This window comes from Nitrosomonas nitrosa (assembly GCF_003051105.1).
Classification (GTDB): domain Bacteria; phylum Pseudomonadota; class Gammaproteobacteria; order Burkholderiales; family Nitrosomonadaceae; genus Nitrosomonas; species Nitrosomonas nitrosa.
In genome coordinates this window covers 59,506-75,558 of the sequence record NZ_QAOO01000010.1, presented here as the reverse complement: position 1 = coordinate 75,558, position 16,053 = coordinate 59,506, and the positions used below count along the sequence as shown (strand labels likewise).

Genomic DNA, 16,053 nt, shown 5'->3' with positions numbered 1-16,053 from the left:
GTGAAAAAAATAAAATGTCTATCAGACACACAATAGGGATAGGCTTGATCGAACATTTCAGTCTATCGCGCGGTCTTGGGATGCATCATTCAATTGGCTCAATTTCTGTTTAATTTGGTGCTGTTTATGAACAGGCAGTTTTTCAATTTTTTTATATCTTTTCCGTGCCTGGCTACGCTGTTCGGGCGTTAAAGCACTCCACTCCCGCATGCGGGATTGTATGCGCTGCTGCTCCTCGGGAGTCAACTTCAAATAATGCTTGGTCATCCTCAGCCATTTCTTTTTCTGAGCAGGTTCAAATGTATCCCAGCTTTGTTCGAGGGGCTGCAGAATAATTTTTTGTTGTGGTTTGAGTTTTGCCCAAGAAGATTGTGCCGAGGCGGCTTCCGATGAAGCCGCCACAGAAAATGCAAAACAGGTATAAACGATTACCGAGTAGATTCCAGCCATATATCAAACTCGTCATCGAGATAAACGTCAACCGGTAAATCATCAGCAAGAATCATCGTATCGATAGCAGCTTTTTCATCGACTTCGTAGCTTATTTTCCAATACAAGGTAGCCATCAAAACAAATAACACCATGACAGGCAACACCAATTTACCCGTATGAGAAAAAAAACTATCCAAACCGTTCCGCCCGGCCATACCTGCACCCACATGAATTATCTTTTCTTCCAACTGATAATTCTTCATGGCAGCTCTGCGCGCTGCTTGCAATCGATACAATGTATCCTGATTAATTTCGCCTATACTGTGATTCAATAGCCTGGCAACTTCTTTGCCTACCCTCTCTTCTTCATTCATAACTTGACTCCTTTTGCTTTCAGTAGCGCAACCAATGCATGCGTTGCACGTGAGCAATGCGTTTTCACGCTTCCCTCCGAACACCCCATGACTTTTGCAGCTTCTGACACATCCATCTCTTCCCAATAACGCAACAAGAAGGCTTCGCGTTGACGTGCAGGTAATGTTTCTAACGCTTTCTCGACGATTGCAATTACTTGGGATTGCTCTAGCTGTTTATGGGGATCATTACCGTAATTTGAATCCCGGTTCGCCGCTTGCGTTTCCAAAAAATCATAATCTTCATGTTCTTTTTCGTCTTGATGCGATGAAAACGCTGAAAACAACATTATCCACGATGAGCGGGATTTCTGCCGCCGATAAAAATCGCGAATGGTATTCTGTAAAATACGCTGAAATAGCAGCGGAAGTTGCTCCGGTGGTTTATGTGCGTATTTTTCAGTAAGTTTCATCATGGCATCTTGCACGATGTCCAGCGCGACATGCTCATCTTGCACCGCAAACAGTGCTTGTTTATAGGCACGTAATTCGACCTCGCTCAGAAAATCAGAAAGCTCTTGTTGCGTAGCCAGAGTGATCTACCTTACATGAAAAATTAGATTGATTACTTTGCGCGCAATAGTAGCAAAAATCTACTGTTCACTGAAAGAAACGAGTTGTTATAAAAAACACGGAGACCCCATTGAGCTCGCAAGAACAAGGATTCACGGCTCAAAACCCTTTCTGGTACTAAAGCCTTCCTGATTTCAAGGAGATAGATACTTGAGTCATTAAGTCAATTACAAGTTAAAATGTCTTACCGATCAAGCCTGCCAAAGGAGTTGCCACCATGTGCTATCGATGCGCTCAAGCCGATATATCTGCTATTCAGAATGAACACGTGTCAAATGGACATCATGGACCAGCAGAACCGGATAAACGCCTATTTCTGAAACAAGCTGCTGTGACTGCGCTCAGTTTGGGTTTCGTAACGGCGGGTATCGCGGCTGACAAAGAAAAGAACAGCACTAAATCACCGCTCCCGTCCACCCCCAAGCCTGAAAATATCCTCACTCCGGATCAAGCATTGGAACGGTTAATGGCTGGGAATGAGCGCTTTGTATCGGGCAAATCGGAGCCATTAGATTTTCATGATGTGGAGACGGCACTCGCCAAAGGTCAGAATCCGTACGCTACGATTTTAGGGTGCTCCGATTCGCGGGTAAGCCCCGAACATTGTTTCGATGAAGCGCTTGGCGATCTCTTTGTCGCGCGCGTGGCAGGAAACTACTTGACGCACGACAATCTTGCCACATTGGAATACTCAGTAGCCGTACTGAAAACACCGTTGATCATGGTGTTGGGACACGAAAGCTGCGGAGCAGTGAAAGCAGCGATCGACGCAGTCGATCATTACCAAGATTTTCCAGGACACATCCAATTACTAGCAAGCGCCATCGCCCCTGCGGTCAGAGCGGTCACCGATACTTCCAGCAACCGGCTGGTCAATGTGATCAAAACCAATGTGATCATGACGGTCGAAAAACTGAGAACTAAAACCCCCATCCTCGATTATTATCATGATCATAAAAAAATCCGCATCGTTGGCGGTTTTTACCATCTCAAAACGGGCAAGGTTGAGCTTATCGCGTAGCCGTATCCACACCAATCACCCGCTAGGAAGAATGCTTGATTGCCTGAGGGATGGCCGCTTTCAAGTAATAAATCATCGACCATAAAGTCAGGAAAGCAGCTAGGTAAATCAACCAGGTACCGATGACTTGAGGGTCAAATTGCCCGATTTTTTCATGGTAGAGCAAGAGCGGGATTGCGATCATTTGTGATGCCGTTTTGATTTTTCCCAAAAAGGAGACGGCCACACTCTTTGCCTTGCCGATCTGCGCCATCCATTCGCGCAAAGCGGATACGGTAATTTCACGTCCGATGATGATCAATGCGATTGGCGCATCCAGTCTTTCCAAATAGACCAGCACGATTAACGCAGCCGTAACCATTAATTTATCAGCAACCGGGTCGAGAAATGCACCAAATGCCGACATCTGATTGAGCGTACGGGCAAGATAGCCATCCAGCCAATCGGTGATCGCCGCACCGGTAAAAATGATGGTGGCGATCAAATTTTTTGCAAATGGCGACAACCAGTCTGGTGGCAAATAATAAATCCCGACAAACAATGGGATAGCGAGTATCCGCAACCATGTCAGCAGGTTAGGAAGATTCATTGGCATAGTGTGTAAAATCGATTCTGTTATTTATGTTTAGCGGCAACCTTCTAGTCACCCTTAACTTTCAAATCCGCTTAGCATCCACGTATCAATGCAGCTCCCGGTAAATCCGTTCTGCCAGCGCCCGGCTGATACCTTCCGCTTGCTGTAATTCTTCGATACTCGCCGTTAGCACGCCTTTAAGTCCCCCGAACCGGCCTAGCAAGCTTTGTCGTCGTTTTGCCCCAATACCGGCTATTTGTTCGAGGCTAGAATGGGTGCGCGATTTGTTGCGACGTGCACGATGTCCCTGAATTGCAAAGCGATGCGCTTCATCACGAATTTGCTGAATTAAATGTAAACCCGCATGATCAGGCGGTAATTTTAACGACTTTTCTGTTGATGGAAAAATCAATTGCTCCAAACCTGGCTTACGTTCTTCTCCTTTGGCTACACCGATAAAAGGAATATCATTTAGTCCGAGTTCGATGAGCACTTCCTGTGCTGCACTGACTTGTCCTTTCCCACCATCGATCAGAATCAAATCGGGTAACTTACCTTCGTCTTCCGCGATTTTTTTGTATCGCCGCAAAAGCGCTTGACGCATCGCAGCATAATCATCGCCTGGCATGATATCAGTGATGTTATAGCGGCGATATTCGTTATTACGCAACGCAAAATTATCATAAACCACACAAGATGCTACCGTTGCTTCACCCATAGTGTGGCTGATATCGAAGCATTCGATACGACCAAGGCTAGGTAGATTCAAGGCAAACTGCAGCGCTTGTAGCCGATCCTCTTGACTTGCTTGTCTTTGCAACCTTTGTTTGAGCGCTAAACGCGCATTCTCTGTCGCCATCCTCAACCATGCGCGCCGTTCACCTGCCGGATTGATGACGATCGCAACTTTGCGCCCGGCTTGCTCGCTCAGTAAAGGTTGTAATACGTCCAAGGCGATTTTCTCATCGATTACAATCATCGGCGGGATAGGTCGGTTGATATAATGTTGGGTAATAAACGCTTCCAGAACATCGGCTAGCGTATAGCCCTGTACATTTTGTGGAAAGAAACTTTTGTCCCCGAGGTGCCGTCCTCCTCGAATCATGACCAGATTGACACAAACGTTTCCATCACCTTCTTGCAATGAGGTACAGGCAATGACGTCCACATCCAAAGCCTTGCCGCTGTCGACAAATTGTTTTTCCTGTATTTTCCGCAGAGCCTGCATCTGATCTCGGAAAATAGCGGCTTGCTCATATTCCATACGTTCGGCAGCTATCTGCATCTTTTCAGCAATCGCTTTCAGTACTTCATTTTGCTTGCCCTGTAAAAAAAGTGAAGCACTTTTTACATCCTCACGGTATTCATCCTGCGAAATGAGATTCACACAAGGCCCACTGCAGCGCTTGATTTGGTATAGCAAACAAGGACGGGCACGATGATTGAATACACTGTCTTCGCAAGTACGCAGGCGAAATACTTTTTGCAGAAGATGGATGCTTTCTCTGACGACCCCTGCATTTGGAAAGGGTCCAAAATATTGATGCTGGCTGTCAAGCATACCGCGATAGAATGCCAATCGAGGATAGGCATGCCGACTCAACATCAAATAGGGATATGATTTATCATCTCGGAATAAGATGTTGTAGCGGGGCGCCAGGCTTTTGATGAGATTGTTTTCGAGCAATAGCGCTTCTGCTTCCGAACGGGTGACGGTTGTTTCAATACCCACAATCTGCGAAACCATAAGTTGGATGCGCGGACTTAAATTGGATTTCTGAAAGTAAGACGACACCCGTTTCCGCAAATCGATTGCTTTTCCAACATAGATGACTTCCCCCGCCGCATTCAGCATACGATAAACACCCGGCAGAGGCGGCAAAGTCGACGAAAAAACCTTGCCATCAAATGTAATTTCAGACAAAACGCATTTTCTCCGCTACGGCACGCTATTTATCCTCACCGAGCAACGTTCCCGCAATTGCCCAGTTTTCATGGGGAATCTCGTCAAAAGAAATATAGGTGTACGACTTGGGTTTGTTCCCTACTCTTTCCAAGGTATCGGTAATTTCCTCGGCGATCTGTTTTTTTTGCTCCCGGCTCAAAGTGCCGGCAATACGAATATTGACGTAAGGCATTTCTTTTTCTCCCGAAATAATTATGATGGTAATGCCAGATCAGCGCATACTCTAGCGATGACTTGCTCGAACATTTCAGCTGTCAGGCGCTTGGTTTGCGTATTGTAGCGACTACAATGATAGCTGTCATAAAGCATCAAACCGTTGGGCAGGTTGTGGACTGCACCATGACTGAAAGGATAGCTTTTCATCTTGAGGGCTAGCGCCATAAGGCCCGCCTCATGCGCTACTCTCCCAAGTGCTAGAATTCCCCGCCCGCCCCTTACTGTGAAATCTGCTATTTCAGCGGCCAGATAAGCATTGCATTGCCTGATTTCGCCTGGCAGCGGCTTATTTGCCGGGGGGAGACACTTGACAGCATTGGTGATGCGGCAACTCAACAGTTGCAATCCATCCGCCGCCGAAATGGATTCGCGATGATTCGCCAACCCAAATTTATGCAGTGTTTGATATAGCAAGATACCCGCAAAATCCCCCGTGAATGGCCTACCCGTCCGGTTGGCGCCATGCATGCCCGGCGCTAGACCGATAATCAGCAGCTTAGATAACGAATCTCCAAATGCCTGTACCGGTTTGGCGTGATAACTTGGGTACTGTGTCTTGACTGTTTCCAAGAATTTTGCCAGCCGGTGGCATTGCCGGCAATCGGCCAACGCCTCATGCAGGCTCGGAGAATGGGTGTTATGGTGTAAAATGGCCATTTTGAATATCAATTAACAATGACAAAAGTTCTCGCAACAGAAATCCGCGTCGGCAATCTGATCGAATGGGACAAACGGATCTGGCGTATATTGAAATGTTACCATGTTCATGTCGGTGGCCGTGGGGGCGCATTCATGCAAGTCGAAATGAAGGATATCGAAGCAGGCACCAAAACAAACCAGCGTTTCCGTACCGAAGATAAAGTTGAACGCGCACTGGTCGAGCCACGGGAAATGACCTTCCTCTACCAGGAAGGCAATGATTACGTCTTTATGGACAAGCAAACCTACGAGCAGCTCAATCTGTCGCAAGACTTTCTCGAAGGACAAAGCGAATACCTGTTACCCAATACGGACGTGCTGGTCAATTTTCACAATGATCGCCCAATCGGCGTGCAGCTTCCTTCCAGTGTCATATTGACTGTCGTTGACACGGAACCCAGCCTCAAAGGCGCAACAGCCACCAGCTCGTCTAAACCCGCAACCTTGGAAACGGGATTGGTCGTCATGGTACCGTCTTTTGTTCTACAAGGCGAGAAAATCAAAGTCAATACAGATAGTGGTGAGTATATCGAACGCATTTAAGCCCATTTTAAACACCCACTTTGCTGGTTTGGAAAAGTACGATCAATTTCATGCAAGCAAAATTGGCATCCCGGATTAATGACGGTCATACGTTCAATTCAATCTACAACGAACGCTTCAATTGATTTTCGTAATGCACAGCGAATCCTTCTTGCCTTGTGTATCGCTTTGCTTTTACTTGGCGCCCCTATTACCGCAGCACAAGCGATTCAGGGCAGCGATAAAAAAAAGGAAGCAGGCATTATCGAGCTGTCAGCGCCCAAATCCGTCAGGAATGTAATTGAAAAATATTTCTCTTTCCCGACCGAGCCGTTTTCCGATGATACTGCACGAGCCTCATTTGTGCGCAAGACGCGGCAGGAAGTCACCGAATTGCTCGCGACCGAAGGCTATTTTACACCGACGATTACGTTGGAAAATGATTTGCCCGACGGTAAACGCTTGCTGAAAGTCGTACCAGGGCCGCGAACCCGTGTCACAGAGCTTAATATCGAATTTCAAGGGGAAATCGCTAAAGACGCTCCCGAGTTTCGTAATCGGATAGCGCAGTTACGGGCAAATTGGCCGTTAACCCCTCGCAAATTTTTTAGGAATGCCGCCTGGGAAGAAGCTAAATCATCCTTGCTTGCCAATTTGACCAGCAATGAATACGCCGCAGCCCGGTTGATCAAGAGTGAGGCAAAAGTTGACCCTGCTACTGCAAGTGCAACGCTCCATCTCGTAGTCGACTCGGGGCCTATTTTTTATTTTGGTGATTTGAATATTAGCGGATTGGAGCGTTATGATCCCAATCTGGTTCGCAGTAAAGTCCTCTTTAAAAAAGGGGATCCCTATCGCAGGGATAAATTGCTCGCGCTGCAAGCGACCTTGCAAAACCTCCCCCAGTTCAGCTCCGCCACGGTCAGTATTCGGCCGGATGTTACGCAGCATCAAGCAGCCCCTATCGATATTCTTCTGACAGAGGCTCGCTCCAAGCGAATCGGTATCGGTGTGGGGTATAGTTCTAACAACGGAGCACGAGGTGAAGTCAATTATCAAAGCTATAATTTTCTTGATCGCGCCTGGATTTTAAGTAGCTTGTTGCGCTATGAGCAAAAACGTCAAACATTTTCTGCAAAGATCGACACTCTGCCCAATGAATACAATCTTCAGTATGGATTAGGGGCCAGCGTTCAATTGACGGATATCGAAAATCTGAAAACCTTCAATCAGCGACTCGGTTTGAGCGGTACCCATATTCAGGAAAACATGCAAACCCAAGTCGGCATTAATTGGCAAAGAGAAGAAAAAAACCCAGTTGGCGCACCTGATACCGTCATTCAAGCACTCGCATTAGATACCTGGTGGCGTTACCGCTCAGTTGATGATCCACTGCATGTCAGACGTGGGAATATTACGGAGCTGCGCGTCGGTGGCGGTAGTCAACATATTCTTTCAGAGCGCGATTTTCTCCGATTGTATGGACGTCACCAGCATTGGTGGCCGATCGGCAAGCGTGACGTCTTGTTTTTTCGTGCAGAAATCGGACAAACTCTTGCCTCATCCCGGCAAGGTATACCTCAGGAATATTTATTCCGTGCCGGGGGCATCAATTCCGTGAGAGGGCATGATTTTTTAAGCCTGGGGGTACGTGAAGGTGATGCCATCGTTGGTGGACGTGTACTGGGCACGGGAACGCTCGAATATGTCCGTTGGCTCACCCAAAATTGGGGAGGGGCAGTATTCGCTGACATTGGGGATGCCGCTGATAGCTGGCAATCCTTCAATCCATCGCTCGGCTATGGCAGCGGTATCCGCTGGCGCAGTCCGGCGGGTCCTTTTGCGCTTGATTTAGCCAGACGGCATGATACCGGCACATTGCGGGTACATTTTTCGATTGCGGTTGCATTCTAGCTTGGACATCAGATGAAAGAATACGATACCGATACCAATAACCAGGGTCAAAAGGAAAAAAGAAAACGACCCTGGTTTCTCTACACCTTGTTTTCACTGATCTTCGTATTGATCGCAAGCAGCATTTGGCTCGCCACCAGTAATGCCGGGCTCCGTTTTTTGCTCTCGATGGCTTCGCGTCTTAGCGGAGAAAGCGTTCAATTTGAGCAGATCAATGGCAGCTTGCGTGCATTAACGATCCAAAAAATGCGCTATGCAAGTGAAGACCTGCGCCTGACGATAGACGACCTTGAATTGCAATGGCAACCGCAACGATTGTTTTCAAGTCGATTGGAAATCAACGCATTGACCATCGGTGCTATTGAAATGCATTCAGCCCCTTCGACCGAACCCGCCACTTTGCCGGAAAGCTTGCGCCTCCCCTTGACAATTTCGCTGCAGCAGGTCGATATTGGCTCCATACAAATGTTTACGCTCGGTCATGATACTCCCGATGTCATGATCGCCCATCTCACCGCCCGTCTGAAAAGCGATGAGCACCAACATCAGTTACAGGAAATCAAAGCAAAACTGCCTTTTGGAATGCTTCAGGGATCGGCCCGGTTAGGCCCTGATCGTCCCTTTAATCTCAGTTTGCGCGCGTCGCTTGACCGATTACATACCTCTTCTGTTGCGGCCCCTGAGGGAATGGTCTCGATTGTGCTTGACGGCAACTTGGAGGAAATCCAGGGAAAAATAGCGGGAACGAGCGCGGGTGCAAAAGGAAGCGGAACATTCATAGCACGTCCTTTTGCAACCATGCCGCTGGCTGCGCTACATTTATCGATAGACGAACTGAATCCACAAACCTTTCTGGCTGATCTACCCAAAGCCGACCTATCCATTGCCACGGCACTTACTGAAGCGGTCACCGGAAAACTGGCGGGAAGCGTGATCATAAAAAACAAGCTGCCCCAACCTCTTGATCAGAAAGGGTTACCCGTGACAGAAATACGCGCCCATCCAGCCATTACGATGGAGGAAATTCAGCTCGACGAGCTACTGTTGCAATTAACCGATCAAGCGAGCATTACAGGCCATATTGCCTGGCATATCGCGCACGCGACCGGCACTGCCAAGATAAAGGTAAATCAGGTCAATCCAGCAGCGCTGGATACACGATTACAACCCGCCAAAATCAGTGGCAACATCCAACTTACAGGCGACATCGGAACGCAGTATGGCATGATTTCGTTGCGTGACGGCGCATTATCGTTGGAAACAAGCCTGACCCGTACAGATGCGATGATAAATTTGGAAAAGCTCTCCCTGCGCCATGCAGCATCCGCACTTACAGGACAAGGCCGTTTAAATTGGGATGACGCACAATCCTTCCATTTTGAAGGCAAGCTCAGTCAATTCAACCTGGCTACGCTGGTACAAGCCCCTCCCTCGAATTTGAACGCAACGGTCACATTATCAGGAAAGCTTTCACCCTCCATCGAGGGCAAGCTTGGATTTGCCATAGCCAAAAGCCATTTCGCTCGACAGCCGGTAGCAGGTAAAGGACAGCTGACATTTGATGCAACACGTCGCATCAAAAGCGATATCCACTTGCAGATCGGCAGCAACCGATTCGATACTAAAGGTGCCTTTGGTATCAAGGGTGATCGATTAATAGTGAATATTGTCGCACCCGCACTTGCACAGCTTGGAATGGGCATTGAAGGCGATATCAAGGCACAGCTCACACTGGCTGACACTTTTGATTCGCCTCGCCTGCTGATTGAAAGCAGTGCAAAACGTTTAGTGCTAGGTGAAAACCATCAACTATCGAAACTGAAGATCAATGGCGATCTACATGAAACCGCCACCACTTTGGCCATTCAAGCGGCCAACTATCGCTCGGCCACAGATGATTATCTGAAAAATCCCACCGTCACGTTGACTGGCAATTTGGCACGTCATACGCTCGGTATCGAATCAGGTTTGCCACAAGACGCCCATCTCTCTTTCCAAACAACGGGCAAACTTACCTTCTCACGGGAAAAACCCCAGGATTTTGGATGGAACGGCACGATACAAAAATTATCTGTCACGGGAGGTATGCCTACTCACTTAGTCAACCAACCCGCTCTACATATCAGCCAACACCGAATCGCGCTGGAATCTACCCAAATAGCCATTGCAGAAGGCGAAATCAGCTTGCTCGAAACAATTTGGACACCACGCCAATGGTCGAGCCGCGGAACGCTATCCGAAATTACCCTGAGACCTAATGAAAAACCACCCCAAAATATTGAACCCCTACAAATGGGCGGTGAATGGAATATCACGGCTGGGAAACAGCTCACCGGGCATATACATATCGAACGAAAAAAAGGGGATTGGACCCTGTTCCTGGAGGGAAACCCCGTACAATTAGGATTACAGCGTCTACAATTCGATGCACGTGCATTGGATGACAATCTGACAGTGGAAATGATCATTCATGGTAACCGTATTGGTGAAACGATCGCGAGCGGTGTGCTCCCTTTAATCTCCAAGGAGGGAGGATGGCAAATCGCACAAGATCGCCCACTGAGTGGCAAAATGAATATACACATTGCTGACTTATCCTGGGTTGGGCCAGTGGTAGACAGTAATCTGAAGAGTAACGGGCAGCTCTCCTTGCAAGCACGGGCAAGCGGTACATTTGATCAGCCCAGGCTAGACGGCACTATTCAAGGCGATACACTGGGTATTGCCTTGCTCGATGAAGGCATCCATTTGGAGAACGGAGCACTCTCTATCGCTTTTGATCAGGCTACCTTACAAATTAACACGCTTACATTCGACGCACCGCATGAACCCCCGCCCAAAGATCGTCTCTTATCCAAGATCGAGCTTCCCAAAAAAACGGGCCAGCTCAAGGTTACGGGCGCTATCGATTATCAAGATCGGCGTAGCCATGCGAATATTGAAATTGATCATCTCCCCCTCTCGCAACAAGCTAACCGCTGGATCATTGCATCCGGCGATGGCCAGATCAGCTTGAATGATCAACAGCTTACTATCGGTGGCAAAATCACTGCCGATGCGGGCTTTATCCTGCAACCTGAAGCTGGGCGCCCCCAATTAGCTGATGATGTCGTCATTATCGGACAAACACCCCCTCCTGAAGATGCAGAGAAACTACTGGTCAATCTGGATGCGGCACTGGATTTAGGCGAACATTTTTATTTACGTGCTTCCGGCTTGGAAGGCCGGCTAGCGGGGCAATTGCACTTAAGCAGTCAACCAGGGCAAGCATTGCATGCAGTTGGCACGATCACTGCACGTGATACGTCTTTCAATGCCTATGGCCAAAGTTTGAAAGTACAGCGCGGCATTGTCAGCTTCGACGGTCCGCTGGATGATCCAGGGCTCAACGTCCTGGCAGTACGCAACAATTTACCCGTTAAAGCGGGCGTGGAAGTGACAGGATCTGTGCGTAACCCAATCATTAGGTTGGTCTCCACGCCTGACGTTCCAGATGCCGAGAAATTATCCTGGATTGTGCTCGGTCGCGCACCAGATGCCAGTGGAATGGATACTTCACTGTTGCTCACAGCAGCAAGTTCCATTCTCGGTGGACAATCAGGCGGTGGGATTATGGACCAAATCGGTGGCGCACTGGGTGTGGATGAATTTTCAATCCGCCAGCAAGGCACCGGCGATCCACTAACCAGTCAAATAGGCACCGTGGGGAAGCGTCTTTCCTCACGCGCTTACCTGAGTTACGAACGAGGACTGACGACCACAGCAACAGGCATCACAAAACTCACGTACAGTCTGACAAGCAATATTTCAGTCGTAACGCGCGCCGGCGAAGATAACGCCGTTGATATTTTCTATACTTTTCAATTGGATTGAGCGTAATGGAAAAAGATTAAACTATAAAAACGCCATATTCCAAACCCTTGTCATCGTACTTCAATAACCAGTGGCATTCGACTGGGACGACACACGCGATGTACGCCGTTGTCAGCGAACAGCCATTATTATTGATAAATGCTTAGCGTCGCCGTATGAATTTCACGTGTATAGGCTTTACCCTCAAATTCGCCGGGTTGATTATTTTCGTATTCCGCTTCTACGATATAAATGCCTAAACCTGGAAGTGTAAAGGTAACTTCTCCATTCTCATTGGTACGTAGCCGTCTTTCCCAACCATTTGACGCAATGATGCGAATACTCGCATCGGCTAATGGTTTGTTTCTAAAGTAGAGTGACAATTTATTACCATTCTGCTTGATATCTAACGGCATGCTCCCCTCAGCGCCTAGGCGTGCATAGAAATAGGGTTTGACAAAAATAGACTTACCGTCACGCTTTATTTCTTCAACAGGTTGATTGAGCGCTTGTACTAAAACAGTTCTTCCACTAGGGATCACGAAATGATTGCCGCTTTTTTCGGCTGTCACTTCTTTCTCAACACCCTCTGTATCAAATACTGAAACAGAAGGAGAAACGATATGATCCAGTTCACCTGGCGATGATTCGCGCTGATTTTCACCATACTCACCAAAATAAAGCTTGCTATGCAAACCATCGAGGACATCACCTTCAATCCAGAGGGAACGTGCAAACGCCTGATTACTGAACAATGCGCTAAACAATGTTATTGTGGCAATCAAAAATGATAAAGAATACTTCATCGATTGGCTCCTTCTAGAATTGATATTGATAAAAAAGACTCGTTAAAAAATTTAAAGTATCACCTGAGATACAAGATAGAAAGCTAAATATTTCTAAAATCGGAATATCAAGTTAAAAATTGGGAAAGAAGTGGCATATTTGGATAACAAATATTAATGCTTGAGATAATATATTCTCTTGAAAAGGGTATTCGCCTTTGCGTATGGCCAGATTCAGATTTATTTTTAATATATGCGTAACTTCGACGCTCTACTGCCCTCCCAATGAGGATCAACACGTATTTAATTAGTTCCGTTTTATTATTGCCCAGCAAATAGAAAATCGCCAGAAAACTGCTATATTGTTCACTATTTTATGCTAGGCCATCTTGACCACCCTATGATAGAAAATAAGGAAAAAATTGAATCCTGAAAGATTTTAATGATCTATAGGAAAACAATTGTGAAGCTGGCGATACTATTTCTTTCGCACAAACCAGTAAGCAACTTTGGAAAAAGTCAATGGAGGAAAGAATCTTTATTATGATGTACTAAAAATACTCAAATTTTCTAAAATGATCAAACCAAATAAAACTAACCTAACAGCACGGGTAAAAGAGAATTATGCTTTATGCAATCCATGGCGAGGATGTATTGAACAGTCTAGAAAAGCGCATGATGGCAAGGCCCGCCCACTTGGAGCGCCTTCAGACACTACAAAATGAAGGGCGACTTATCTTAGCAGGACCTTATCCATCAATCGATAGTGCAGATCCCGGATCAGCCGGTTTCTCAGGAAGCCTGATTGTTGCGGAATTTGCTTCACTGGAAGCAGCTCAATCTTGGGCAGAAACGGATCCTTATGTTACCGCTGGCGTCTATTCGAAAATCACTGTTAGACCATTCAAGAAAGTGTTCCCTGTCTAGCTCTATTTTAATTAGATCTCAGAAATGATTATCAGCTATTTACCTTACCTATGCTTATAATATGCAGGGCATCACGCATACACCATAAAGTGCCTTGTATATAAATATTTTCATCTTAACCTTAATTTATCTAAAGGAAGTTGCATGCGCTTAGTAAAAGTTCTGTTGTCAATATCTATATGTCTGGGAGGACTCGTTATCGCAGCCTCTCTTCATGCTCAATCGACTGCCGCGGTAGCGAAAGTTAACGGCGTGGTCATTCCCCAATCAAGGCTAGATTTTATGGTCAAAGCTGCTGTGGCTCAGGGTCAGCCTGATTCTTCCGAGATGAGAAACGCGCTTCGTGAGAATCTCATTGCTGAAGAAATTATTGCACAAGAAGCCATTAAGAAAGGACTTGATCGTGATCCGGATGTGATTACCCAAATTGAACTCGCACGGCAAGCTATACTGGTGAGAGCTTATCAGGCCGATTACATCAAAAATAATGCTGTAGGCGATGATGTTTTAAGACGTGAGTACGAGACTGTCAAAGCTCAAATGGGTGACAAGGAGTATAAAGCACGCCACATACTTGTTGAAACCGAAGTAGAAGCAAAGGATATTATCGCTTCTCTCAAGAAGGGCACTTCTTTTGAAAAACTGGCCGAAGAAAGATCGATCGATGTAGGAAGTAAAAATAATGGTGGTGAATTAGGCTGGAGTGCAGCCGCCGCTTACGTCAAGCCCTTTGCTGATGCACTTCAAAACCTGAAGAAAGGTAATACCACTGATAAACCCGTACAAACTTCTTTTGGCTGGCATGTTATCCGCTTAGAAGATATCCGGCCTACCGTGACACCCCCTTTCGATGAAGTAAAAATGAATATGCAGCAACGTGTCCTACAAAGAAATTTTGCGGCTACTGTGCAAGACTTAAGAAACAAAGCTAAAGTCGAATAGCTTTGTTATAGCCATCGGGAATCAGTAAAGCTAATTGCTTTACTGATTTTCATTCATGATAGTCTGTGTCTCTACTCGGGAAGAAAGGGCACAAAACAGTTCGTAGCTAATAGTACCGGCTGATTCTGCTACTTCTTCAATCGGTAATCCTTTCCCCCATAAAATGACAATGCTTCCGACATTTGCATGCTCTATACCGGTAAGATCGACCGTAAGCATATCCATAGAGACGCGCCCTACGATACGAGTACGCTGCCCATCGACAAGTATAGGTGTTCCTGTCGGCGCATGACGAGGATAACCGTCTGCGTAGCCACAGGCAACGATACCAATTCGCATAGGCCGATCAGCCTGAAAGTGGCTGCCATATCCAACCTTATCCTTTAGAGCAAGGTGCTGTATCGCAATGATTTTACTCGTTACTGTCATGACTGGGCGAAGATCTAGCTCTGCTGCAGTCTTATCTAGCAAGGGCGATGCGCCATAAAGCATAATGCCTGGACGCACCCAATCTGCAAGTGTTTCAGGGTATCGCAAGATGGCTGCAGAATTAGCCATTGAGCATGGCAAATGAAATTTCTTCTGAATTACGGAAAAACACTTAATTTGTTCAATTATTTCAATTTTTTGTAATGGATCGTCTGCACAGGCAAAATGGGTCATTAACGTAATATTGCCAATAGTCGGATGAGATCTGAGTGTATTTAATGCAGCAACTGCATCGCCAAGCGTAAAGCCCAAGCGATTCATCCCCGTATTGATTTTTACGAACACGTTGAGTTTATTTTTAAGCTTTGATGCCAACAGCATTACTAATTGTTCTTTATGGTGGATTACTGTGCTTAAGCGATACTGATCGGCCACAACAAGATCTTCTGTGGAAAAATAACCTTCAAGTAGTAGAATAGGATGATCTACGCCAGCCTCTCTTAGTCGCACAGCAGCTTCCAATTCAAGCACTGCGAATGCATCGGCTGATTTAAGCGCACTTACAGTACTCAGTAATCCATGTCCATAGGCATTTGCTTTGATCACAGCCATAATTTGTGCATTCCTTGCATGCTTACGCACAATACTAAGGTTATGTTGAAGAGCTAAGAAATCAATCAAGGCGCGGATAGGACGCGGCATAAAATGTGCTTATATGAAAAATAAGATAACTTTCCAGAATGGGAATTAAATTTTTTATAATCGAGAATCGATCAGCAAGCCGTTCC

General features: G+C 46.4%; 15 protein-coding genes. 6 read left to right on the top strand and 9 right to left on the bottom strand.

Features of this window, described 5'->3' with window-relative positions:
• Positions 1-57: 57 nt before the first annotated feature.
• Genes C8R30_RS07405 through C8R30_RS07395 form a run of 3 tightly spaced genes read right to left on the bottom strand, consistent with a single transcriptional unit; the run spans position 58 to position 1,378 of the window.
• Positions 58-450 (bottom strand): DUF3106 domain-containing protein, encoded by a 393-nt coding sequence (locus C8R30_RS07405; RefSeq protein WP_090669145.1) that lies wholly within the window; start codon positions 448-450, stop codon positions 58-60.
• Positions 429-806, bottom strand: a complete 378-nt coding sequence (locus C8R30_RS07400; RefSeq protein WP_107783735.1) for a DUF3619 family protein — start codon at positions 804-806, stop codon at positions 429-431. The genes C8R30_RS07405 and C8R30_RS07400 overlap by 22 nt, the downstream gene beginning before the upstream one ends.
• The gene (locus C8R30_RS07395) at positions 803-1,378 is read right to left on the bottom strand and encodes an RNA polymerase sigma factor (RefSeq protein ID WP_090669138.1); all 576 of its coding nucleotides are present in this window, start codon (positions 1,376-1,378) and stop codon (positions 803-805) included. Before C8R30_RS07395 ends, C8R30_RS07400 begins: the two co-directional genes overlap by 4 nt.
• A gap of 257 nt (positions 1,379-1,635) precedes the next feature.
• Between C8R30_RS07395 and C8R30_RS07390 the strand changes: the two genes are divergently transcribed.
• Positions 1,636-2,439 (top strand): carbonic anhydrase, encoded by an 804-nt coding sequence (locus C8R30_RS07390; RefSeq protein WP_090669135.1) that lies wholly within the window; start codon positions 1,636-1,638, stop codon positions 2,437-2,439.
• A 22-nt stretch (positions 2,440-2,461) separates the two neighbouring features.
• On the opposite strand, the gene pgsA is transcribed toward C8R30_RS07390, so the two are convergent.
• The 4 genes from pgsA to C8R30_RS07370 all read right to left on the bottom strand — a co-directional run bounded on the left by pgsA (position 2,462) and on the right by C8R30_RS07370 (position 5,852).
• Positions 2,462-3,034 carry a CDP-diacylglycerol--glycerol-3-phosphate 3-phosphatidyltransferase gene (gene pgsA / locus C8R30_RS07385; protein WP_090669132.1) on the bottom strand — a complete coding sequence of 191 codons (573 nt, stop codon included), beginning with the start codon at positions 3,032-3,034 and terminating at the stop codon, positions 2,462-2,464.
• A gap of 85 nt (positions 3,035-3,119) precedes the next feature.
• Positions 3,120-4,937 (bottom strand): excinuclease ABC subunit UvrC, encoded by a 1,818-nt coding sequence (gene uvrC / locus C8R30_RS07380; RefSeq protein ID WP_107789880.1) that lies wholly within the window; start codon positions 4,935-4,937, stop codon positions 3,120-3,122.
• Between the two features lie 25 nt (positions 4,938-4,962).
• Entirely contained in the window at positions 4,963-5,151 is a 189-nt protein-coding gene (locus tag C8R30_RS07375; protein WP_090669126.1) for a tautomerase family protein, read from the bottom strand.
• 20 nt (positions 5,152-5,171) lie between these two features.
• Positions 5,172-5,852 (bottom strand): uracil-DNA glycosylase, encoded by a 681-nt coding sequence (locus C8R30_RS07370; RefSeq protein WP_090669123.1) that lies wholly within the window; start codon positions 5,850-5,852, stop codon positions 5,172-5,174.
• A gap of 18 nt (positions 5,853-5,870) precedes the next feature.
• Here C8R30_RS07370 and efp point away from each other — a divergent pair, with 18 nt between their 5' ends.
• From efp to C8R30_RS07355, 3 genes are all read left to right on the top strand, one after another.
• Positions 5,871-6,437 carry an elongation factor P gene (gene efp / locus C8R30_RS07365; protein ID WP_107789879.1) on the top strand — a complete coding sequence of 189 codons (567 nt, stop codon included), beginning with the start codon at positions 5,871-5,873 and terminating at the stop codon, positions 6,435-6,437.
• A 78-nt stretch (positions 6,438-6,515) separates the two neighbouring features.
• Positions 6,516-8,330 (top strand): autotransporter assembly complex protein TamA, encoded by a 1,815-nt coding sequence (locus tag C8R30_RS07360; protein ID WP_258191960.1) that lies wholly within the window; start codon positions 6,516-6,518, stop codon positions 8,328-8,330.
• A 12-nt stretch (positions 8,331-8,342) separates the two neighbouring features.
• The gene (locus C8R30_RS07355) at positions 8,343-12,203 is read left to right on the top strand and encodes a translocation/assembly module TamB domain-containing protein (protein ID WP_107789878.1); all 3,861 of its coding nucleotides are present in this window, start codon (positions 8,343-8,345) and stop codon (positions 12,201-12,203) included.
• Between the two features lie 128 nt (positions 12,204-12,331).
• Here the strand turns inward: C8R30_RS07355 and C8R30_RS07350 are convergent, their stop codons facing one another.
• Positions 12,332-12,988, bottom strand: coding sequence for a hypothetical protein (locus C8R30_RS07350; protein ID WP_107789877.1), 657 nt, complete (start codon positions 12,986-12,988; stop codon positions 12,332-12,334).
• Positions 12,989-13,591: 603 nt separating this feature from the next.
• On the opposite strand from C8R30_RS07350, the gene C8R30_RS07345 reads away from it, so the two are divergent.
• Positions 13,592-13,894 (top strand): YciI family protein, encoded by a 303-nt coding sequence (locus tag C8R30_RS07345; RefSeq protein WP_090669112.1) that lies wholly within the window; start codon positions 13,592-13,594, stop codon positions 13,892-13,894.
• A gap of 144 nt (positions 13,895-14,038) precedes the next feature.
• A complete protein-coding gene (locus C8R30_RS07340) occupies positions 14,039-14,836 on the top strand; it encodes a peptidylprolyl isomerase (protein ID WP_090669109.1) in 798 nt (265 codons plus the stop codon).
• Positions 14,837-14,875: 39 nt separating this feature from the next.
• Here the strand turns inward: C8R30_RS07340 and alr are convergent, their stop codons facing one another.
• A complete protein-coding gene (gene alr, locus C8R30_RS07335; RefSeq protein WP_107789876.1) occupies positions 14,876-15,967 on the bottom strand; it encodes an alanine racemase in 1,092 nt (363 codons plus the stop codon).
• Between the last annotated feature and the right edge of the window lie 86 nt (positions 15,968-16,053).